Annotated in this window: 18 protein-coding genes; 10 read left to right on the top strand and 8 right to left on the bottom strand. The window is 64.0% G+C overall.

Annotated elements, in window-relative coordinates; translation table 11 throughout:
* Positions 1–156: 156 nt before the first annotated feature.
* From acnB to ASE31_RS01410, 5 genes are all read right to left on the bottom strand, one after another.
* The gene (gene acnB, locus ASE31_RS01430; RefSeq protein WP_057199767.1) at positions 157–2,742 is read right to left on the bottom strand and encodes a bifunctional aconitate hydratase 2/2-methylisocitrate dehydratase; all 2,586 of its coding nucleotides are present in this window, start codon (positions 2,740–2,742) and stop codon (positions 157–159) included.
* Positions 2,743–2,835: 93 nt separating this feature from the next.
* Complete coding sequence (locus tag ASE31_RS01425) at positions 2,836–3,504, bottom strand: hypothetical protein (protein ID WP_057199749.1); 669 nt, start codon at positions 3,502–3,504, stop codon at positions 2,836–2,838.
* A gap of 23 nt (positions 3,505–3,527) precedes the next feature.
* Positions 3,528–4,547 carry a CoA ester lyase gene (locus ASE31_RS01420; RefSeq protein WP_057199748.1) on the bottom strand — a complete coding sequence of 340 codons (1,020 nt, stop codon included), beginning with the start codon at positions 4,545–4,547 and terminating at the stop codon, positions 3,528–3,530.
* Entirely contained in the window at positions 4,544–5,332 is a 789-nt protein-coding gene (gene tam / locus ASE31_RS01415) for a trans-aconitate 2-methyltransferase (protein WP_057199747.1), read from the bottom strand. Before tam ends, ASE31_RS01420 begins: the two co-directional genes overlap by 4 nt.
* Before the next feature lie 24 nt (positions 5,333–5,356).
* Positions 5,357–6,343, bottom strand: a complete 987-nt coding sequence (locus tag ASE31_RS01410) for a malate dehydrogenase (protein ID WP_007848463.1) — start codon at positions 6,341–6,343, stop codon at positions 5,357–5,359.
* A 249-nt stretch (positions 6,344–6,592) separates the two neighbouring features.
* Between ASE31_RS01410 and ASE31_RS01405 the strand changes: the two genes are divergently transcribed.
* The 7 genes from ASE31_RS01405 to ASE31_RS01375 all read left to right on the top strand — a co-directional run bounded on the left by ASE31_RS01405 (position 6,593) and on the right by ASE31_RS01375 (position 12,687).
* Positions 6,593–7,381 (top strand): GntR family transcriptional regulator, encoded by a 789-nt coding sequence (locus tag ASE31_RS01405; RefSeq protein ID WP_057199746.1) that lies wholly within the window; start codon positions 6,593–6,595, stop codon positions 7,379–7,381.
* Positions 7,382–7,514: 133 nt separating this feature from the next.
* A complete protein-coding gene (gene sdhC / locus ASE31_RS01400; RefSeq protein WP_057199745.1) occupies positions 7,515–7,949 on the top strand; it encodes a succinate dehydrogenase, cytochrome b556 subunit in 435 nt (144 codons plus the stop codon).
* Positions 7,950–8,030: 81 nt separating this feature from the next.
* Positions 8,031–8,396, top strand: a complete 366-nt coding sequence (sdhD, locus tag ASE31_RS01395) for a succinate dehydrogenase, hydrophobic membrane anchor protein (RefSeq protein ID WP_057199744.1) — start codon at positions 8,031–8,033, stop codon at positions 8,394–8,396.
* Positions 8,397–8,429: 33 nt separating this feature from the next.
* A complete protein-coding gene (gene sdhA / locus ASE31_RS01390) occupies positions 8,430–10,235 on the top strand; it encodes a succinate dehydrogenase flavoprotein subunit (RefSeq protein ID WP_057199743.1) in 1,806 nt (601 codons plus the stop codon).
* A 28-nt stretch (positions 10,236–10,263) separates the two neighbouring features.
* Positions 10,264–10,965, top strand: a complete 702-nt coding sequence (locus ASE31_RS01385) for a succinate dehydrogenase iron-sulfur subunit (protein ID WP_057199742.1) — start codon at positions 10,264–10,266, stop codon at positions 10,963–10,965.
* Between the two features lie 25 nt (positions 10,966–10,990).
* Positions 10,991–11,314 carry a succinate dehydrogenase assembly factor 2 gene (locus ASE31_RS01380; RefSeq protein WP_057199741.1) on the top strand — a complete coding sequence of 108 codons (324 nt, stop codon included), beginning with the start codon at positions 10,991–10,993 and terminating at the stop codon, positions 11,312–11,314.
* Between the two features lie 62 nt (positions 11,315–11,376).
* On the top strand, positions 11,377–12,687 hold the full coding sequence (locus ASE31_RS01375) for a citrate synthase (RefSeq protein ID WP_057199740.1): 1,311 nt from the start codon (positions 11,377–11,379) through the stop codon (positions 12,685–12,687).
* Between the two features lie 326 nt (positions 12,688–13,013).
* Here the strand turns inward: ASE31_RS01375 and ASE31_RS31400 are convergent, their stop codons facing one another.
* Positions 13,014–14,471, bottom strand: a complete 1,458-nt coding sequence (locus tag ASE31_RS31400; RefSeq protein WP_157412293.1) for a P-loop ATPase, Sll1717 family — start codon at positions 14,469–14,471, stop codon at positions 13,014–13,016.
* Between the two features lie 432 nt (positions 14,472–14,903).
* A complete protein-coding gene (locus tag ASE31_RS01370) occupies positions 14,904–15,956 on the bottom strand; it encodes a GlxA family transcriptional regulator (RefSeq protein ID WP_057199739.1) in 1,053 nt (350 codons plus the stop codon).
* A gap of 219 nt (positions 15,957–16,175) precedes the next feature.
* Here ASE31_RS01370 and ASE31_RS01365 point away from each other — a divergent pair, with 219 nt between their 5' ends.
* The 3 genes from ASE31_RS01365 (at position 16,176) to ASE31_RS01355 (ending at position 20,188) form a co-directional block, all read left to right on the top strand.
* Positions 16,176–17,291 carry an S-(hydroxymethyl)glutathione dehydrogenase/class III alcohol dehydrogenase gene (locus ASE31_RS01365; RefSeq protein ID WP_057199766.1) on the top strand — a complete coding sequence of 372 codons (1,116 nt, stop codon included), beginning with the start codon at positions 16,176–16,178 and terminating at the stop codon, positions 17,289–17,291.
* A 12-nt stretch (positions 17,292–17,303) separates the two neighbouring features.
* On the top strand, positions 17,304–18,164 hold the full coding sequence (gene fghA, locus ASE31_RS01360) for an S-formylglutathione hydrolase (RefSeq protein ID WP_057199738.1): 861 nt from the start codon (positions 17,304–17,306) through the stop codon (positions 18,162–18,164).
* A gap of 224 nt (positions 18,165–18,388) precedes the next feature.
* Complete coding sequence (locus tag ASE31_RS01355) at positions 18,389–20,188, top strand: phosphoethanolamine transferase (protein WP_057199737.1); 1,800 nt, start codon at positions 18,389–18,391, stop codon at positions 20,186–20,188.
* Between the two features lie 51 nt (positions 20,189–20,239).
* Here the strand turns inward: ASE31_RS01355 and ASE31_RS01350 are convergent, their stop codons facing one another.
* Entirely contained in the window at positions 20,240–20,608 is a 369-nt protein-coding gene (locus tag ASE31_RS01350) for a cupin domain-containing protein (protein ID WP_057199736.1), read from the bottom strand.
* Between the last annotated feature and the right edge of the window lie 105 nt (positions 20,609–20,713).

Here is a 20,713-nt window from a genome sequence, read left to right as displayed (position 1 = left end):
GCCTTCCCATGGTGGTGGTATCTCACGGTCGTGGGTGCCGCCACCATGTGGAAGTGTTTCCCCACTCCCCAAGCAAAACGGGCTCCCATCTGGGAGCCCGTTTTTCTTTGGGGACCATGTCCAGCCCAGCAAGGGGCTGGGCGATCCGCTGACCTATCAGGCGGCCACGCCGTCTGCCACGTCCTTGAACTCGGCGATCTGGTCGAAGTTCAGGTACTTGTAGATCTTGTCGCCGTTCTGGTTGAGCACACCCATGTCGGCCAGGTACTCTTCCTTGGAAGGAATGCGGCCCAGCTTGGAGCAGATGGCCGAGAGTTCGGCCGAGCCCAGGTAGACGTTGGTGTTCTTGCCCAGGCGGTTGGGGAAGTTGCGGGTGCTGGTGGACATCACGGTGGCGCCCTCCTTCACCTGCGCCTGGTTGCCCATGCACAGCGAGCAGCCGGGCATTTCCATGCGGGCGCCGGCCGCGCCGAACACGCCGTAGTGGCCTTCTTCGGTGAGCTGGTGCGCGTCCATCTTCGTGGGCGGTGCCATCCACAGCTTGACGGGGATGTCGCGCTTGCCTTCGAGCAGCTTGGAGGCTGCGCGGAAGTGGCCGATGTTGGTCATGCACGAGCCGATGAACACTTCGTCGATCGCGGCGCCGGCCACGTCCGACAGCGTCTTGGCGTCATCGGGGTCGTTGGGGCAGCAGACGATGGGTTCGGTGATCTCGGCCAGGTCGATCTCGATGATGGCGGCGTAGTCGGCGTTCTCATCGGGGGCCAGCAGCTGGGGGTTGGCCAGCCAGGCTTCCATGGCCTTGATGCGGCGGCCGATGGTGCGTGCGTCGGCGTAGCCCTGGGCGATCATGTTCTTGAGCAGCACGATGTTCGAGTTGATGTACTCGATCACAGGCTCCTTGTTCAGGCGCACGGTGCAGCCGGCGGCAGAGCGCTCGGCCGATGCGTCGGACAGCTCGAACGCCTGCTCGACCTTCATGTCCGGCAGGCCTTCGATTTCAAGGATGCGGCCCGAGAAGATGTTCTTCTTGCCCTGCTTGGCCACGGTGAGGTGGCCTTCCTTGATGGCGTACAGCGGAATCGCGTGCACCAGGTCGCGCAGCGTGACGCCAGGCTGCATCTTGCCCTTGAAGCGCACCAGCACCGATTCAGGCATATCCAGGGGCATCACGCCCGTGGCGGCAGCAAACGCCACCAGGCCGGAGCCGGCGGGGAAGCTGATGCCGATGGGGAAGCGCGTGTGCGAGTCGCCGCCGGTGCCCACGGTGTCGGGCAGCAGCATGCGGTTGAGCCAGCTGTGGATGATGCCGTCGCCGGGCTTGAGCGAGATGCCGCCGCGCGTGCTGATGAAGTCGGGCAGCTCGTGGTGCATCTTCACGTCCACGGGCTTGGGGTAGGCGGCCGTGTGGCAGAAGGACTGCATCACCAGGTCGGAGCTGAAGCCCAGGCAGGCCAGGTCCTTCAGTTCGTCGCGGGTCATGGGGCCGGTGGTGTCCTGCGAGCCGACCGAGGTCATGCGGGGTTCGCAGTACGTGCCGGGCACCACGCCCAGGCCTTCGGGCAGGCCGCAGGCGCGGCCAACCATCTTTTGCGCCAGGGTGAAGCCCTTGCCGGTGGCGGCAGGCACTTGCGGCAGGCGGAACAGCGTGGAAGGTGCCAGGCCCAGGGCCTCGCGGGCCTTGGCGGTGAGGCCACGGCCGATGATCAGCGGAATGCGGCCACCGGCGCGCACTTCGTCGAACAGCACGTCGCTCTTGACGGTGAACTCGGCAACGACCTGGCCGTCCTTCAGCGCCTTGCCGGCGTAGGGCAGCAGCTCGATCTCGTCGCCCATGTTCATCTGGCTCACATCGAGCTCAATGGGCAGAGCGCCCGCGTCTTCCATGGTGTTGTAGAAGATGGGAGCGATCTTGCTGCCCAGGCACACGCCGCCGAAGCGCTTGTTGGGCACGAACGGAATGTCTTCACCCGTGAACCACAGCACGCTGTTGGTGGCCGACTTGCGGCTGGAGCCGGTGCCCACCACGTCGCCCACGTAGGCGACCAGGTTGCCCTTGGCGCGCAGGTCTTCCAGGAACTTGATGGGGCCGCGCTTGCCGTCTTCTTCGGGCGTGATGCCGTCGCGCTTGTTCTTGAGCATGGCCAGGGCATGCAGCGGGATGTCGGGGCGGCTCCAGGCGTCGGGCGCGGGCGACAGGTCGTCGGTGTTGGTTTCGCCGGTGACCTTGAGCACGGTGAGCTTGATGCTCTGCGGCACTTCGGGGCGGCTGGTGAACCACTCGGCGTCGGCCCAGCTTTGCAGCACGGACTTGGCGAAGGTGTTGCCCTTGTCGGCCTTTTCCTTGACGTCATGGAACTGGTCGAACATCAGCAGCGTCTTCTTGAGCGCTTCGGCGGCGACGGAGGCCACGGCCGCGTCGTCCAGCAGGTCGATCAGGGGAGTGAGGTTGTAGCCGCCCAGCATGGTGCCCAAGAGCTGCGTGGCCTTTTCACGGCCGATCAGCGTGCACACCTCGGTACCGTGCGCCACGGCAGCCAGGTAGCTGGCCTTGACCTTGGCAGCATCGTCCACACCGGCAGGCACGCGGTGCGTGATCAGGTCCACCAGCGTGGCTTCTTCGCCTTGGGGTGGGTTCTTGAGCAGCTCGACCAGCTCGCCGGTCTGCTTGGCCGTCAGGGGCAGCGGTGGGATGCCCAGCGCGGCGCGCTCGGCCACATGGTCACGGTAGGCTTTCAACATCATTTTTCTCCGGTTGCGTTCTAAAGTGGGGTGGTGGCGCCGGGGCTGCAAGGGCCATGCGGCGCGGGGGTGCCGTGTCTCGTCGGATTCTGGTTATTTGGTGGTGGCGGTGGCCGTGGCAGCAGGCGCGGGGTCGAACACGCTCTGGGGCGGTGCCTTCTTGGCGGCCTCGGCCACCAGGGTCTGCTCGGCGCTCATGCACTCGTCCGCCAGGCGCTGGCCCAGCTTCTGGTTCATCAGCATGGACTTGTTGGCGATCTGCAGCCACACGGCGCCACCCTTGGCGTCTTCCAGGCGCACGGCGCCAGTGCTGGTGACCACGGGGGTCATGTGGTACTTGAAGCCCTTGCCCTCGATGGTGAAGCGGCCGGGCGTGGCGGCGTCGGCCGTCACGTTGACGAAGGCGCCCAGCTCGCAGGCGATGCGGCCGGTGTGCACGCGCATGGCGATGGCCTGTTCTTCAGGGCTCAGGGCGGCATCGGCGGCGATGAGGCCGGTGGCGACCTGGTTGGCCGCCGTGTTGAGCTGCTGGCGGCTGCTCGTGGGCTCGGCCTTGGCGGTCTTCTTGGCCGGGGCCTTTTCCTTGGCTTCGGCCGACTTGGCTGCGGGCTTGGCGGCTGGCTTCGCAGCAGCCTCCTTCTTCGGTGCGGCTTCCTTCTTGGCGGCGGGCGCGCTCTTCTTGGCGGGCTCGGCTGCGGCCTGCGCCAGGGCAAGGCCAGGGGCCACCAGCATCAGGGCGGAGGTGAGGATCAGTGATTTCATGGGGGAAGTCCTGGAAAAAAGGTTCAGGCGTCGTGGTGGGGAGCGGGGGAAGCAAACCAATGGGCCACTTCGGGCGGCAATGCGCGCCCGGTCTGGTGGGCGCGGTCAAGCACCTGCCAGTAGTAGCGGTAGCTGGCGCGGTCGTGCAGGGTGCCATCGTGGCTGATGGGCGCCCAGTCGGCCTGCGCGGCAGCGGCAATGATGCGGGCGGACAGGTCGATCTCGTCCTGCCGGGGCGCAAAGGCCTGCAGGATGGGGCGGATCTGGCCGGGGTGGATGCTCCACATGCGGGTGTAGCCCAGCTCCGCGCTGGCGCGGGTGGCGGCGGCCTGCATGGCAGCGGTGTCGTTGAATTCGGTGACCACGCAGTGCGATGGCACCTTGCCGTGGGCATGGCAGGCAGCGGCGATCTCGAGCTTGGCGCGCACCACCAGCGGGTGCTCGAACTGGCCACGCGAACCCATGGCCGACGAAGGGATGGCCCCGCCGTGCGCAGAGACAAAATCCATAAGCCCGAAGCTGATGCTCTGCACGCGCGGGTGCGCGGCGATCTCGAACGCGCGGTGCACGGCGGCGGGCGATTCGATCAGCACGTGCAGCGGCAGGTGGCCGGCCGATGCGGCGAGCAGCGCCTTTTCCGCGTGCAGCACGTCGTCGACCGACTCGACCTTGGGCACCATGATGTGCGACAGGCGGTGGCCTGCCTCACCCGCAATGGTGGCCACGTCGTTGGCAAAGGCGGCGTGGTCCACGGTGTGCACGCGGGCCGCCACGCGCGCGCCATCGGCGGCGCCAAGCGCCAGCGATGCGACCAGGGCGGCGTGCTCGCGCTCCTGGCCCACGGGGGCACCGTCTTCACAGTCGAGCGTGACGTCGAACACGCAGTGGCCGAACTCGGCGGTCATCTCGGCCTGCAGCTGCAGGCTTTTGCGCATGCGCGCTTCCACACCGCTGTAGTGGTCGCACACCGGAAGGCGGCTGGCACCGGCCTGGGCGCCCAGCAGCACGCTGGCGGGGTGGGCGGGAGAGGCAACAGTGCTCATGGTGCGGGGCGCTGCGCAACGATGAACATGCGCGGAAAGGCCAGCAGGCGGTTGCCGTCGCTGCGCAGTGGGTAGGCGTCACTGATGCGGCGCTCGTACTCGGCCAGGAAGCTGGCGCGCAACTCATCCGACAGCGGATCGAGGAAGGGCCGCAGGCCGGTGCTGCGCAGCCAGTCGACGATGGCGCCGGCCGTGGGCATGACGTGCTGGTAGACGGTGTGCCACACGTCCACCAGGGCAGCCTCCTTGGCCAGCATGTCGTAGTAGCCGCCGATGGTGGCCAGTTCGGTGCGCACGGCATCGGCGTCGCCGATCGGCTCGCGCCAGGGCGATTGCCCGGCGATGTCACGCATCAGGCGGTGCGAAGGCTCCTGCCGGTTGTCGGGCATCTGGATGGCCAGCACGCCGCCGGGGGCGAGCAGGCTGAACAACCGGGGAACCAGGGTTTCGTGCCCCGCCACCCACTGCAGGGCGGCGTTGGCGTAAATCAGGTCGGGTGCCACGGCGGGCACCCAGGTGGCGATGTCGCCTTGTTCAAAGGCCGTGCCGGGCAGGCGCTCGCGCGCGCTGGCCAGCATGGCTTTGGAGGTGTCGATGCCGGTGACCCGCGCCTTTGGAAAGCGCTGCACCAGCAGCTCGGTGGAGTTGCCTGGCCCACAGCCCAGGTCCACCACATGGGCGGCACTGGAGAGGTCGGCCAGGGGCACCCGCGCCAGCAGCTCCTGGGCCGGGCGCGTGCGCTCGTCCTCGAAGCGGCGGTAGAGCGCGGGGTTCCAGTCGAGCATGTACGACAGCCTGCCTGTGGATGATTACAGCAGGTGCTTGACGCCGTCTTGCTCGCCTTGCAGCTCGGCCAGGGTCTTGTCGATGCGCTCTTGCGAGAAGGCGTCGATCTCCAGGCCTTCAACCAGCTTGTACTCGCCGTTTTCGCAGGTGACGGGGAAGCCGAACATGGTGTCCTTGGGGATGCCGTACTGGCCGTCCGATGGGATGCCCATGGTGACCCACTTGCCGTTGGTGCCCAGGGCCCAGTCGCGCATGTGGTCGATGGCGGCGTTGGCAGCCGAGGCAGCCGACGACAGGCCGCGTGCTTCGATGATGGCCGCGCCGCGCTTGCCCACGGTGGGCAGGAAGGTGTTGGCGTTCCATTCCTGGTCGTTGATCATCTTGGCGACGCTTTCGCCGTTGATGGTGGCGAAACGGTAGTCGGCGTACATCGTGGGCGAGTGGTTGCCCCAGACGGTCAGCTTTTCGATGTCGGCCACGGCCTTGCCGGTCTTGGCAGCGATCTGGCTGGCAGCGCGGTTGTGGTCCAGGCGCAGCATGGCGGTGAAGTTCTTGCGTGGCAGGTCAGGTGCCGACTTCATGGCGATGTAGGCGTTGGTGTTGGCAGGGTTGCCGACGACCAGCACCTTCACGTTGCGCGAGGCCACGGCGTTCAGGGCCTTGCCCTGTGCCGTGAAGATGGCGCCGTTGACGGCCAGCAGCTCGGCGCGTTCCATGCCCGGGCCACGTGGGCGCGAACCGACCAGCAGGGCGTAGTCGGCGTCCTTGAAGGCGGTCATCGGGTCGCTGTGGGCTTCCATGCCGACCAGCAGGGGGAACGCGCAATCGTCCAACTCCATCATCACGCCCTTGAGCGCCTTCTGGGGGCCTTCGACAGGGACTTCGAGCAGTTGCAGAATGACCGGCTGGTCCTTGCCCAGCATTTCGCCGGAGGCGATACGGAACAGCAGTGCGTAACCGATTTGACCAGCGGCGCCGGTGACGGCTACGCGAACGGGCTTCTTGCTCATGGTGAGAACTCCAGGGAAGTGAGGAAATCAGGGGGTGTGTGCAACGCAAGCACCAGCGCCTGTTACCAGCAGCCCGTGCCCCGCAAAACAGCCTTGGAGTGTACTGCCGATTCAATACCCCGGTCAATTTGTCTTATGTCTTATATAAGATATGATCAGGACCCTGAAAAAGCAACCTGGGGAAGGTGTGCGCCTGCCCGTTCGCAGCGCACCACACGCCCCCAGACACAGCCCCATTTTTCGACTGCCATGTCCTCGCTACCGCTCAACGCCGACACCCCTGCGCAGCCAACGACTGGCGCGGGCTCTGCCACGCCGGCGTTCAGCCCGCTGTACCAGCAGATCAAGGGCCTGATCCTGCAGAGCCTGCAGCAGGGCGAGTGGAAGCCCGGCGAAGCCATCCCCAGCGAAATGGACCTGGCCGCGCGCTTTCGCGTGAGCCAGGGCACGGTGCGCAAGGCCATCGACGAGCTGGCGGCAGAAAACCTGGTGATGCGCCGGCAGGGCAAGGGCACCTTTGTGGCCACGCATGCCGAGCAGCATGTGCAGTACCGCTTTTTGAAGCTCATGCCCGACACCGGCGACGCCCGGGTGGAGGGCCGCGCCCAGCGCCAGGTGATCGACTGCAAGCGCGTGCGCGCCAGTGCCGACGTGGCACGCGCCCTGGCCCTGCGCAGCGCCGACCCGGTGATGCAGGCGCGGCGCGTGCTGTCGTTTGCGGGCGTGCCCACCATTCTCGAAGACATCTGGCTGCCGGGCCAGGCTTTCAAAGGGCTGACGGCCGACCAACTGGCCAGCTACGAAGGCCCTACTTACGCCATGTTCGAAATCGACTTCGGCGTGCGCATGGTGCGCGCCGAGGAGAAAATACGCGCCGTGCTGCCTGATGCCGAACAGGCTGCGGTGCTGATGGTGGCACCGGGCACGCCGTTGCTCAGCGTGGAGCGCATTGCGTACACCTACAACGACGTTCCCATGGAGTTACGGCGCGGGCTGTACCTCACGGACACCCACCACTACCGTAATGAACTGAGCTGACACTACCCTGGCAACCGAGCGGAAATGTCGGCATTAGGGGCGACTTGAAACCGTGTGTGTTGCGTTGCAATAGAATTTTGCGTTCTTTGCATGTCCAAATTACAAAGCAGTTACATCCACGAAAGCACAAAACATGACCGAACTCGCCAAAAAACGGCCTGAATTCCGCAACATCAATGCCTTCAAGGACCTCACCACCTACCGCATGACCCCTGCAGCGTGGGTGTCGATCCTGCACCGCGGCAGCGGGCTGATCATGTTCCTGTTGCTGCCTTTCATCATCTGGATGTTCGACACCTCGGTGTCGTCCGAAATCTCGTTCGCCAAGTTCACGGCGGCCTTCAGCATCGGCATCGGCTTCGTGCCCGGCTGGTTCATCAAGCTGGTGGCCCTGGCGCTGATCTGGTCGTACCTGCACCACTTCACCGCCGGCCTGCGCCACCTGTGGATGGACGTGAGCCACAGCGCCGTGAACAAGCAGTTCGGCAAGACCTCGTCCATCGTGGTCTTCGTGGTCAGCATCACGCTGGCCGTGGTGCTGGGCGCCAAGCTGTTCGGCCTGTACTGATCGATCGATAACCACCCCATAAAAAAAGCGGTGACCGCTGCCATTCCGCAGCAAACACCGCCGCACAAGAGGAAAGTACCCATGTCCGTCAATTACGGTTCCAAGCGCATCGTCGTCGGTGCCCACTACGGCCTGCGCGACTGGCTCAGCCAGCGCGTCACCGCCATCCTGATGGCGCTGTTCACCGTGGCCCTGCTGGCCCAGGTGATCTTCAACAAGGGCCCCATGGGCTACGACAAGTGGGCCGGCATCTTCTCGGCCCAGTGGATGAAGGTGCTGACCTTCACCGTGATCATTGCGTTGGCCTGGCACGTCTGGGTCGGGGTGCGCGAAGTCCTGATGGACTACGTCAAGCCCGTGGGCATTCGCCTGGCACTGCAGGTTTTCACCATCGTCTGGCTCGTCGGCTGCGCCGGCTGGGGCATCCAGGTTCTGTGGCGTCTCTGATACCGATCCCCCGCGACTGAAGGCAAACAACAAATGAGCTACTCCAAAGCTAACATCACCAAGCGCAAGTTCGACGTCGTCATCGTCGGTGCCGGCGGCTCCGGCATGCGCGCCTCGCTGGAACTGTCCCGCGCCGGCCTGAACGTGGCCTGCCTGTCCAAGGTGTTCCCCACCCGCTCGCACACGGTTGCAGCGCAGGGCGGCGTGTCCGCATCGCTGGGCAACATGAGCGAAGACAACTGGCACTACCACTTCTACGACACCATCAAGGGCTCTGACTGGCTGGGCGACCAGGACGCCATCGAGTTCATGTGCCGCGAAGCACCCAACGTGGTGATCGAGCTCGAACACTTCGGCATGCCGTTCGACCGCAACCCCGACGGCACCATCTACCAGCGTCCCTTCGGCGGCCACACCGCCAACTACGGCGAAAAGCCCGTGCAGCGCGCCTGCGCCGCGGCCGACCGCACCGGCCACGCCATGCTGCACACGCTGTACCAGCAGAACGTGAAGTCCAAGACCAACTTCTTCGTGGAGTGGATGGCGCTGGACCTGATCCGCAACACCCAGGGCGACGTGGTCGGCGTGACCGCGCTGGAGCTGGAAACCGGCGACCTGTACGAGCTGCACGCCAAGGCCGTGCTGCTGGCCACCGGTGGCGCGGGCCGCATCTTTGCAGCATCGACCAACGCCTTCATCAACACCGGCGACGGCCTGGGCATGGCGGCGCGTGCCGGCATCCCGCTGCAGGACATGGAGTTCTGGCAGTTCCACCCCACCGGCGTGGCCGGCGCAGGCGTGCTGCTGACCGAAGGCTGCCGCGGCGAAGGCGCTATTCTGCTCAACAGCAATGGCGAACGCTTCATGGAGCGCTATGCGCCCACCCTGAAAGACCTGGCACCGCGTGACTTCGTGTCGCGCTCGATGGACCAGGAAATCAAGGAAGGCCGTGGCTGTGGTCCGAACAAGGACTACATCCTGATGAAGCTCGACCACCTGGGTGCGGACACCATCCGCAAGCGCCTGCCATCGGTGGAAGAGATCGGCCACAACTTCGCCAACGTGGACATCACCAAGGAACCGATCCCTGTGGTGCCCACCATTCACTACCAGATGGGTGGCATCCCCACCAACATCAACGGCCAGGTCGTGGTGCACGACGGCCAGCAGAACAATGTGGTCAACGGCCTCTACGCCGTGGGCGAATGCTCGTGCGTGTCGGTGCACGGCGCCAACCGCCTGGGCACCAACTCGCTGCTGGACCTGCTGGTCTTCGGCAAGTCGGCCGGCAAGCACATCGTGAGCTACGTGAAGGGCTTTGGCGACAACCTGGCCGTGCCCGCTGACGGTGCAGAACGCACCCTGGCGCGCCTGAACCAGCTGCAGGACTCCACCGAAGGCATCTACGCGCAAGACGTCGCCAACGACATCCGTGCAAGCATGCAGCAGCACGCCGGCGTGTTCCGCACGCAGGTCAGCATGGACGAAGGCACGGTCAAGATCAACGCCATCCGCGAACGCGTGAGCGGCGTGACCCTGAAGGACAAGTCCAAGGTCTGGAACACGGCCCGCATGGAAGCGCTGGAAGTCGACAACCTGATCGAAGTGGCCCAGGCCACGATGACCTCGGCCGCGGCCCGCCGCGAATGCCGTGGCGCGCACACGGTGTACGACTACGAGCACCCTGCCGACCACGCCGAGTTCCCGCTGGGCCGCAACGACAAGGAGTGGATGAAGCACACCCTGTGGCACAGCGCGAACAACAGCCTGACCTACAAGCCTGTGAACCTCAAGCCCCTGACGGTGGACAGCGTGCCTCCCAAGGTCCGTACGTTCTGAAGATCCAGCAGCCTCACGAAAGAACAACATGAAGCGCACCTTTCAAATCTACCGCTACGACCCGGACAAAGACGCCAAGCCCTACATGCAGACCATCGAGATCGAACTCGACGGCCATGAGCGCATGCTGCTGGACGCACTGGTCAAGCTCAAGGAGCAAGACCCCTCGCTGTCGTTCCGCCGTTCGTGCCGCGAAGGCGTCTGCGGCTCGGACGCGATGAACATCAACGGCAAGAACGGCCTGGCGTGCCTCACGAACATGAACACCCTCAAGGGCACCATTGTTCTGAAGCCCCTGCCCGGCCTGCCAGTCATCCGCGACCTGATCGTGGACATGACGCAGTTCTTCAAGCAGTACAACTCGATCAAGCCGTACCTCATCACCGAGGACCTGGCCCCCGAGAAGGAACGCCTGCAGAGCCCCGAAGAGCGCGAAGAGCTCAACGGCCTGTACGAGTGCATTCTGTGCGCCAGCTGCTCCACCAGCTGCCCCAGCTTCTGGTGGAACCCCGACAAGTTCGTGGGCCCCGCCGGCCTGCTGCAGGCCTACCGCTTCATCGCCGACAGCCGCGACGAAGCCACGGCGGAGCGCCTGGACAACCTGGAAGACCCGTACCGCCTGTTCCGCTGCCACACCATCATGAACTGCGTGGACGTGTGCCCCAAGGGCCTGAACCCCACGATGGCCATCGGCAAGATCAAGGAACTGATGGTGCGCCGCACTGTCTGACCCTGTACAGAGCACCATCGACACCATGTCCGAAGACACCTCGACCCCCGTCCTGCCGGAGCCCACTGACCTGCTGGACGACCGCGAGCGCGCCAAGCTGCACTGGCGCTCGCGCCGCGGCCTGCTGGAGAACGATCTCTACATCGAGAACTTCTTCGCGCTGCACGGGGCGAGCATCAACTGGCGCCAGGCCCAGGGCATGACCACGCTGATGGACCTGGCGGACAACGACCTTTTGGACCTGGTGCTCGCCCGCCGCGAGCCCGAAGGTCCCCTCGATACAGAAGAAGTGCGTGAAGTACTCGGCATGCTGCGGCTCAGTGGTGGCGCAGCGCGGCCCCGGGCCTGACCTGGAGACAGGGCCCCTTACCACCGGAATTCCGGCAAACCACCTACCCAAGGAAAGTAACAATGAAGCTAGCTGACAACAAAGCCACCCTGTCGTTCAGTAACGGCAGCCCCAGCGTGGACCTGCCGGTCTACCAGGGCAGCATTGGCCCGGATGTCATCGACATCCGCAAGCTGTACGCGCAAACGGGCATGTTCACCTATGACCCGGGCTTCCTGTCGACGGCAGCGACCCAGTCGGCCATCACGTACATCGATGGCGACAAGGGCGAACTGCTGTACCGCGGCTACCCCATTGAGCAGTTGGCCCAGAACTGCGACTTCCTGGAAACCTGCCACCTGCTGCTGTACGGTGACCTGCCCAACGAAGCGCAGAAGACCGACTTCACCAGCCGCGTGACCAACCACACCATGGTCAACGAGCAGATGCAGTTCTTCCTGCGTGGCTTCCGCCGTGACGCGCACCCCATGGCGGTGCTGACCGGCCTGGTGGGCGCCCTGTCGGCCTTCTACCATGACAGCACGGACATCAACAACCCGCAGCACCGCGAGATCGCTGCCATCCGCCTGATCGCCAAGATGCCCACCCTGGTGGCCATGGCGTACAAGTACGGTGTGGGCCAGCCCTACATGTACCCGCAGAACAACCTGAGCTACGCAGGCAACTTCCTGCGCATGATGTTCGGCACGCCCTGCGAAGAGTACAAGGTCAACCCCGTGCTGGAACGCGCGCTGGACCGCATCTTCATCCTGCACGCAGACCACGAGCAGAACGCATCGACCTCCACCGTGCGCCTGTGCGGCTCGTCGGGCACCAACCCGTTTGCAGCCATCGCCGCCGGCGTGGCCTGCCTCTGGGGCCCTGCCCACGGCGGCGCCAACGAAGCAGCCCTGAACATGCTGTACGACATCCAGGCCCAGGGTGGCGTGGAAAAGATCGGCGAGTTCATCAAGCAGGTCAAGGACAAGAACTCCGGCGTCAAGCTCATGGGCTTTGGCCACCGCGTGTACAAGAACTACGACCCCCGCGCCAAGCTCATGCAGGAAACCTGCAACGAAGTGCTGGCCGAACTGGGCCTGGAAAACGACCCGCTGTTCAAGCTGGCCAAGGAACTGGAAAAGATCGCCCTGGAAGACGACTACTTCGTGCAGCGCAAGCTCTACCCGAACGTGGACTTCTACTCCGGCATCGTGCAGCGCGCCATCGGCATCCCCGTGAATTTGTTCACCGGCATCTTCAGCCTGGCCCGCACCGTCGGCTGGATCGCCCAGCTGAACGAAATGATCGGCGACCCCGAGTACAAGATCGGCCGCCCACGCCAGCTGTTCACGGGCTCTGTGCGCCGGGATGTGCCGGCGTTGGACAAGCGCTGAGCGTTTAGCGCTTGCGCTGGGAAGGCTTCGGTCTTCTTGGCGCAGACAGGAAAGCCCGCTTCGGCGGGCTTTTTTTATATGCAATGGGGCGCGCTCAAGGCGATAGCCTCTTCGAGCCCGGAGCGCACCCCTCTGAAGCGAAGCCACCCCGGCTGATAGCCCCATCACGAACTGGGCACCCCTGCCTTGTTGGAGCAGACTAGGTTGAACTTCAGATACCTCTTACCAAGAATGCTGCAGATCAATCCATCAGAATCCTTGAATCAGCACTGGGGCGATCATGTTGCATACATTGCAATCCAATTGAAACCAAAAAGGCGGCTGATTCAACTGCGGTGAGAGCGCAAAGAAAGGAAAAAAGCACTACGGACCGCCCACTTCACGGCATCGTCTTTTCTTATACTTTTCCAGTGCTCGGGATGGCGCATGACATCCCTAACCTCAAAGCGTCCCGTCTCGGGATATCTAACCTCCATGAAGCCAATTCGATAGAGAAATCGCGCCAGCGCGACGTCCGGCTCACCATTCGATACACCTGCGTCCAAACGGACCTGACCATTACCGATAAGCCCATTCAGATGCTTATAGAGATCGGAAGAAATCCACTCTTGAGGCTTTCCTGTGAAGGATTGCAGACAAATGTCAAGTCCATAACAAAGTCCACCGAACTCAGTTTTCAAAAATTCCAATTGATCGCTGGAAAATGTCCATTCGCCCGTTTCGATATCAGTGAGTGTTACGGGCAGACGGTCGGCACTTTCTATGGTGAGTTTTATGAACTGTCGAAGTCCACGCGGAGTATACATCGTTCGTCTGACGATATAATGAAATGACGAACTCACCTTGTCATTTCTTAATTCAACGATATCGGGAAAAAAAATCTGCCATAGTTCATCAAACCTAGCCCTGATCAGTTTAATCTCCACCCCCAACGCTAACGCAACAGCCCGCCTCAGTCGTTTTTCCGCCCATTTTAAAAGATCATCTTGTGTCCAGTTCAGGTGAACGACCCCCGCCACTTTGTCGGCATAGTGCCACCCTGGACGCAGCCTCAGCCAAAGATCTTGACGCATCAAAAGATGGACTTTAGCTGCCTGATTCTGATGCGTGATTCGATCTGCCGCCTCGACCGCATCGCGGATCAAACGAATACTCGACGTGCTAGCATTTTCCTGAAGATTGTCGAAGTCATCAATATAGAGAACAAACTCGGTCGCCTGAGCAACGCGAGCGAATCTTTCTTCTGAATGGGCCTTCAAGTCCTGGCGTTCTGATGAAAGCTGCTTCGCCCAAGGAACTAAAGTCTTGACAGCATCAACGAGTCGTTCACCAAAATCACGTTCAGTAATTCCTTCAGTCTTGGCCCATGCTCTAATAGCAATCTCGTCATCCGCCGCGATCAGTTTTCCACTAAGATCTTTGGCAACATGCCGGACAATTAGGTCCGCAAAAATTCGCATCCAATCGTTTACAGCACCAAATCCCCTAGTAGACGCTTCGGCAAGTTTTGTTGCATGCATAGATGCCAACTCATCCGCGGATATATCGATGCACAGGACCCGCGATCCAACCGCTCGCTGATGCATACTGGCTAATTTCACAGCTGATTTGCCAGCACCTTTCCGGCCCACAATTACTGTTGCCTGCTCCGCAATAGCAGAGCTAAACCAGTCAGGCTTTACCAAAAGATGCGAATACCACTCTGACAGAGATGTATCTCGCTCAGCGTCAGGATATCCGAGAAAAGTCGAATCGCGCCTCCAACGGCGTCGGACGGTTTCCACCTGTGCGGGAGTGAGTTGCCGAAGTGATCGATCTGAAAGTGGCTTTGACAGCTGAGGTATGTCCTCGCTATTGACTGGCCAGAGTTGAGTGGCGAAGCCAAATTGAGCCTCGCAGTCAGGACATTTTGAATCTATCGCTTGAACTTTGCTAGAGAAACATTTTGGACAATACAGCATTTTTTACCTTCGTCAATAAAATCACCCCAAGCTAGATGCCACGAGTCTAGCCGAGGTGGCATCTTGGGCGTTCAGGATGATTCGTTGACCCAAGCCAGAATGCCCGGGAATCGATTTATGGACGGATGCCGAAAAAAGATGTATGCGGCGCTCCCAGGTCGAAATTGGCGACCACCCTATCAACAGATACATAGATCCCTCGGAGGCACTCCAAAGTGTATGAACAGTCAAGGCCAGTATTAGTCAATACTTAAGTCATCGCCTCCCCGGCCCCCCAAACCTCTCCCGATACGCCTGCGGCGTAACCCCCAACTGCCGCACGAACAACTGCCGCAGCGCCTGCTCCGACCCCATGCCCACGCGCGCGGCAATAGTCTTGAGAGGCAGTGCGGCCTGCGGCTGAGAGGTTGACTCCAGCAGCCGCCGCGCCCCTTCCAACCGCGCGGCATCGACAAACGCCGAGGGCGTCTGCCCCGTCTCCTGCACGAACACCCGGCGAAAGTGCCGCTCGCTCATGGTGGCGCGGGCGGCCAGCGCAGCCAGGGGCATGGGTTCGGCCAGGTGGTCGAGCACCCAGGTCTGCACGGCCTGGATGTCGCGGTGGGCGGTGCCCTGGCTGGCCAGTTGCACGCTGAACTGGGATTGCCCGCCGGGGCGCTTGAGGTACATGACCAGGTCGCGCGCCACCTCCAGCGCCAGGGCGTGGCCAAAATCTTCTTCCACCAGGGCCAGTGCCAAGTCGATGCCGGCGGTGACGCCGGCCGATGTCCACAGCGGGCCGTCGCGCACGTAGATGGCGTCGGGGTCCACGTCGATGGCGGGGTAGCGCTGGCGCAGCAGGGCGGCCACGCTCCAGTGGGTGGCGGCGCGCCGGCCGTCGAGCAGGCCGGCGGCGGCGAGGAAGAAGCTGCCGGAGCACAGGGCGATCATGCGGTCCACGCGCGGGGCCACGCGGGCGGCCCAGGCGACCAGGTCGGGCGAAGCAGCCAGCACCTGCTCGATGTTGCGCGAGCCGACCAGCACCACGGTGCAGCCTGTGCCGCCCTCCTTCCCTTGGTGCTGCTCCAGCTCGGCCAGGGTGTGGGTGGCGGTCAGGGCCATCAGGGTGTCGGACTGCACGGCCCCGGCCTGGGCCGCCACCACGCGCACGGCGTAGCCGTCGGGCCGGCCGTGCTGGCGCAGGTGCACGTTGGCGTAGTCGAACACGGACATGGGGCCCACGGCCTCCAGCGCCTTGAAGCCGGGGTAGACGACGAGGTCGACGCGGTGGGGCTTGCCGGCGGGGTGGTGGTGTTGTGGGTGGTCCATGAGGCGCGCAAATGCAGGGAAAGAGCGATGGACTATACGGGGGCCGATGTCCGCCAAGGCTATGTACCGTTGAATTCGGCCATACCCCCAAGGTCTGCGGCCATGGGTTTGGGGAAGCCCTGCACATGGCCTACAGTCACGAAGTCAACACGCGCGATGCGGGCCGCAGAGCCCCGCTCGCCCTCCCCTTTACCAACCAATCACCCCAACACCATGACCATCAAATCCAAAGCCGCCGTGGCCTTCAAGGCCGGAGAACCCCTGCAGATCGTCGAGATCGACGTGGCGCCGCCCAAGAAGGGCGAGGTGCTGATCCGCATCACCGACACAGGCGTGTGCCACACGGATGCCTTCACCCTGAGCGGTGACGACCCCGAGGGCCTGTTCCCCGTGGTGCTGGGCCATGAGGGCGCGGGCATTGTGGTGGAGGTGGGCGAAGGCGTGACCAGCGTGAAGCCGGGCGACCATGTGATTCCGCTGTACACGGCGGAGTGCGGCGAGTGCCTGTTCTGCAAGAGCGGCAAGACCAACCTGTGCGTAGCGGTGCGCGCCACGCAGGGCAAGGGCGTGATGCCCGATGGCACGACGCGTTTTAGCTACAACGGCCAGCCGATCTACCACTACATGGGCTGCTCGACCTTCAGCGAGTACACAGTGGTGGCCGAGGTGTCGCTGGCCAAGATCAACCCCAAGGCCAACCCCGAGCAGGTGTGCCTGCTGGGCTGCGGCGTGACCACGGGCCTGGGCGCGGTGAAGAACACGGCCAAGGTGCAGGAGGGTGACACGGTGGCCGTATTCGGCCTGGGCGGCATTGGCCTGGCGGTGATACAGGGCGCCAAGCTGGCCAAGGCCGGGCGCATCATCGCCGTAGACACCAACCCCAGCAAGTTCGACCTGGCCCGCACCTTTGGCGCCACCGACTGCGTGAACCCCAAGGACCATGACAAGCCGATTCAGCAGGTGATCGTGGAGATGACGACCTGGGGCGTGGACCACAGCTTCGAGTGCATAGGCAACGTGAACGTGATGCGTGCCGCGCTGGAATGCGCGCACCGCGGCTGGGGCCAGTCGGTGATCATCGGCGTGGCCGGGGCCGGCCAGGAGATCTCGACCCGCCCCTTCCAGCTGGTGACGGGCCGCAAGTGGATGGGCACGGCGTTTGGCGGCGTGAAGGGCCGCAGCGAGCTGCCCGGCATGGTGGAAGACGCGATGGCCGGCAAGATCCAGCTGGAGCCGTTTGTGACGCACACCATGGGGCTGAAGGACATCAACGAGGCTTTCGATTTGATGCACGAAGGCAAGTCCATCCGCTCCGTCGTGAAATACGCGGCGTGAGGCTTGGCGCTTATGACCACGTCGTTTGAACTGCTCAGCGAGCACGCCTGCTTTGGCGGCGTGCAGCGCTTCTATCAGCACGCATCCACCGAGATCGGGCTGCCGATGAAGTTCTCGGTCTACCTGCCGCCGCAGGCACAACAAGGGCCCGTGCCGGCCCTGCTGTACCTGGCGGGGCTGACCTGCACGGAAGAGACCTTCATGGTCAAGGCCGGGGCCCAGCGCCTGGCGGCCGAGCTGGGGCTGGCGCTGATAGCGCCCGATACCAGCCCGCGCGGCGCCAACGTGCCGGGCGAGGCCGAGAGTTGGGACTTTGGCGTGGGTGCGGGCTTTTACCTGGACGCCACGGCGGAGCCCTGGGCGCGCCACTGGCGCATGGAGAGCTATCTGGTGAAGGAGCTGCTGCCGCAGGTGCTGGAGCAGTTGCCTGTGGACGGCGGGCGCCTGGGCATCTTTGGCCACTCGATGGGCGGGCATGGCGCGCTGACGCTGGCGCTGCGCCACCCGGGGCGGTTCAAGAGCCTGTCGGCGTTTGCGCCGATCTGCGCGCCCACGCAGTGCCCCTGGGGCGAGAAGGCCTTCACCGGCTACCTGGGTGCGGACCGCACGGCCTGGATCGAGCACGATGCCACGGTGCTGATGCAGAACCACCCCATCGCGCCCTACCCGGCGGGCATTCTGATCGACCAGGGGCTGGCCGACAAGTTCTTGCCCACGCAGTTGCACCCTGAGCTGTTCGAGGCGGCGTGCAAGGCCATTGGCCAGCCACTCACGCTGCGCCAGCATGCGGGCTATGACCACGGGTACTACTTCATCCAGAGCTTCATGGCGGACCACCTGGCGCACCATGCGGGACAGCTGGGTACCCGGTGAACAGGCGGGAGCCCCCATCAATCTGATGGATATGGTGCAAGTGATGGCGCATTAATGTGCCCTTAAGTCTCGGGCGGGAGACTCCCCTCCATGCCCAAGACGCTGCCGCACCCGCGGCACCCCTTACCTGAAGCGACGCCCGGCCACGGCACCCACCCCACAACGGGGCAGGTGCGGCGGTGCGGTAATGCGTTGGTAAGTCCTGGGCATGGAGACTCCTCTTCATGCGCCTGACCCTGCCGCAGCTGCGGCCCCTGCCGCCCTCTTCTTCCGCCCCACATGCTGCCAGCCCCAGCCCCACGGCACCGCCGCAGGCGCTGCACCCGGCCTGGGTGGTGCTGCTGATCAGCCTGTGGCTGGCCACCGTGTGCAACGTGCCGCTGTGGCGCGAGGTGGCTGCGCTGCCGGGCCACGGCAGCCTGCGCGGCTGGGGCTTTGCGCTGGCATTCGGGGCCATCGTCACTGCGGGCAACGCCGGGCTGCTGGCCCTGCTGGCCTGGCGCTGGACGCTCAAGCCCGCTGCCGCCCTGCTGGTTGTGATGGCGGCATTTGGCGCCTATTTCATGCTGGCCTTTGGCATTGCCATCGACGCGAGCATGCTCACCAACGTGCTGCAGACCGACGTGCACGAGGCGGGCGATCTGCTGAGCCTGCGCATGCTGGTCACTGTGGCGGCGCTGGCAGCACCGCCGCTGGTGTGGCTGGTGCGTACGCCGGTGCGGCGCCTGTCGCCGATCAAGCAGGTGGCGCACAACGGCTTGCTGCTGGCGGGCTCCATCGTGGTCATCGTGGCGAGCCTGCTGATGGTGTTTCAGGATTTCTCGTCCACCATGCGCAACCACACCAAACTGCGCTACCTGATCAACCCGCTCAACAGCGTGTACGCGCTGGGCAACGTGGCGGCCAAGCCGTTTCGCATCGACAACCGCACCCTGGTGCCCGTGGGCCGCGATGCCCACCTGGGCGCCAGCTACGCGGGCCAGGCCAAGCCGCCGCTGCTGGTGCTGGTGCTGGGCGAGACCGGGCGCAGTGGCAATTTCGGCATCAACGGTTATGCACGCGACACCACGCCACTGCTGTCGGCGCGCAGCAAGGAGCTGGTGAGTGCGGGCAATGCGTGGTCGTGCGGCACCAGCACGGCGGCATCGGTGCCGTGCATGTTCTCGCACCTGGGCAAGAGCGGCTACGAGGGGCGATCGGCCAACTTCGAGAGCCTGATCGACGTGCTGCACCATGCCGGCCTGGCTGTGCTGTGGCTGGACAACCAGTCGGGCTGCAAGGGCGTGTGCGACCGCCTGGGCGACACCAACACCGCCAACCTGAAAGACCCCGAGCTGTGCGCCCACAAGGGCGAGTGCCTGGACCGCATCATGCTCAAGGACCTGGACGCGCGCATTGCCGCGCTGCCGGCTGAGCAGCGCCAGCGCGGCACGGTGGTGGTGATGCACCAGCTGGGCAGCCATGGGCCGGCGTACTTCAAGCGCTCTGCGCCCGATGCCAAGAAGTTTGCACCCGAATGCACATCCACCGCGCTGCAGGAGTGCGACCGCCAGCAGGTGGTGAACGCCTATGACAACAGCGTGGTCGAGACGGACCGTTTTCTCGACGGTGTGCTGCAGTGGCTGGGCCGGCAGGACGCCACGGCCCAGACGGCCATGGTGTACGTGGCCGACCATGGCGAATCACTGGGTGAGAACAACATCTACCTGCACGGCCTGCCCTATTCGATTGCGCCCGATGTGCAAAAGCACGTGCCCTGGATCACCTGGCTTTCGCCCGCCATGCAGTCGCGCATCGGCGCCAGCACGGGTTGCCTGCAGAAGGACCTGCGCGAGCGGCGCATCACGCACGACCACTACTTCCACTCGGTGCTGGGGCTGATGGATGTGCAGACGGGGGCCTACCAGCCGGAGCAGGACATGTTCACGCCCTGCCGGGATGCGGGGGCTGCGCAGGCAAAGGCCGATGGGCCTGGTGGCGCCACACCGCCCCTGGCGGTGGTGGCACCCACACGCAAATCCTGACAGCCCTCACCCCGGAACAACACGCTGGCGCACCCGTTTGCAGGTGCCTCGTCAGGCTGCAACCTGTGGCACTGCCATCAGCACATAGACCTTGCGCAGCGTTTCGTGCACATGCCACTCGCCCGTGGTGTGGGCCGGGAAGAAGACGGTGTCGCCCGCGCGGAAATCCTGCGGCGAGCCATCGGTGGGGGTGAAGGTGCAGGAGCCTGCCAGGATGTGCATGACTTCGGCATTGGGCAGGTGGCGCGCGAAGCGGCCGGGGGTGGATTCCCAGATGCCGGTGGCGTTGCCGCCGGCGCCCACGAGGTCGACGTCGATACCGCTGAACTGAGCGGGGGGTTGGGTCAGGGGGCGGGCTGCGGGGCCTTGGCTCTCCAGACCTTGCAGGGTGGCGGTCTGGGGGAGGATGGTGATGTTCATGGAGGGTGCAGGGTTCTGAAAAGGGAAGCTGCAAGCAAGAGCTGGACCGGAGTTGCTGTGGTCCTTTGCTTTGTTAGTGACTGCATGCCTTTGCAGAGGTCGGGA

This window comes from Acidovorax sp. Root217, from assembly GCF_001428645.1.
Classification (GTDB): Bacteria; Pseudomonadota; Gammaproteobacteria; order Burkholderiales; family Burkholderiaceae_C; genus Acidovorax.
This window is presented reverse-complemented; position numbering and strand designations above follow the sequence as displayed.

Excerpts from the sequence above, each read along its gene's own strand:
- ASE31_RS01355 (WP_057199737.1), top strand. The coding sequence starts at position 18,389 with ATGCGCCTGACCCTGCCGCAGCTGCGGCCCCTGCCGCCCTCTTCTTCC.
- ASE31_RS01405 (WP_057199746.1), top strand. The coding sequence starts at position 6,593 with ATGTCCTCGCTACCGCTCAACGCCGACACCCCTGCGCAGCCAACGACT.
- ASE31_RS01370 (WP_057199739.1), bottom strand. The coding sequence starts at position 15,956 with ATGGACCACCCACAACACCACCACCCCGCCGGCAAGCCCCACCGCGTC.
- sdhC (WP_057199745.1), top strand. The coding sequence starts at position 7,515 with ATGACCGAACTCGCCAAAAAACGGCCTGAATTCCGCAACATCAATGCC.
- ASE31_RS01425 (WP_057199749.1), bottom strand. The coding sequence starts at position 3,504 with ATGAAATCACTGATCCTCACCTCCGCCCTGATGCTGGTGGCCCCTGGC.
- ASE31_RS01410 (WP_007848463.1), bottom strand. The coding sequence starts at position 6,343 with ATGAGCAAGAAGCCCGTTCGCGTAGCCGTCACCGGCGCCGCTGGTCAA.
- fghA (WP_057199738.1), top strand. The coding sequence starts at position 17,304 with ATGACCACGTCGTTTGAACTGCTCAGCGAGCACGCCTGCTTTGGCGGC.
- ASE31_RS01385 (WP_057199742.1), top strand. The coding sequence starts at position 10,264 with ATGAAGCGCACCTTTCAAATCTACCGCTACGACCCGGACAAAGACGCC.
- ASE31_RS01350 (WP_057199736.1), bottom strand. The coding sequence starts at position 20,608 with ATGAACATCACCATCCTCCCCCAGACCGCCACCCTGCAAGGTCTGGAG.
- sdhA (WP_057199743.1), top strand. The coding sequence starts at position 8,430 with ATGAGCTACTCCAAAGCTAACATCACCAAGCGCAAGTTCGACGTCGTC.
- sdhD (WP_057199744.1), top strand. The coding sequence starts at position 8,031 with ATGTCCGTCAATTACGGTTCCAAGCGCATCGTCGTCGGTGCCCACTAC.
- acnB (WP_057199767.1), bottom strand. The coding sequence starts at position 2,742 with ATGTTGAAAGCCTACCGTGACCATGTGGCCGAGCGCGCCGCGCTGGGC.
- ASE31_RS01375 (WP_057199740.1), top strand. The coding sequence starts at position 11,377 with ATGAAGCTAGCTGACAACAAAGCCACCCTGTCGTTCAGTAACGGCAGC.
- ASE31_RS01380 (WP_057199741.1), top strand. The coding sequence starts at position 10,991 with ATGTCCGAAGACACCTCGACCCCCGTCCTGCCGGAGCCCACTGACCTG.
- tam (WP_057199747.1), bottom strand. The coding sequence starts at position 5,332 with ATGCTCGACTGGAACCCCGCGCTCTACCGCCGCTTCGAGGACGAGCGC.
- ASE31_RS01420 (WP_057199748.1), bottom strand. The coding sequence starts at position 4,547 with ATGAGCACTGTTGCCTCTCCCGCCCACCCCGCCAGCGTGCTGCTGGGC.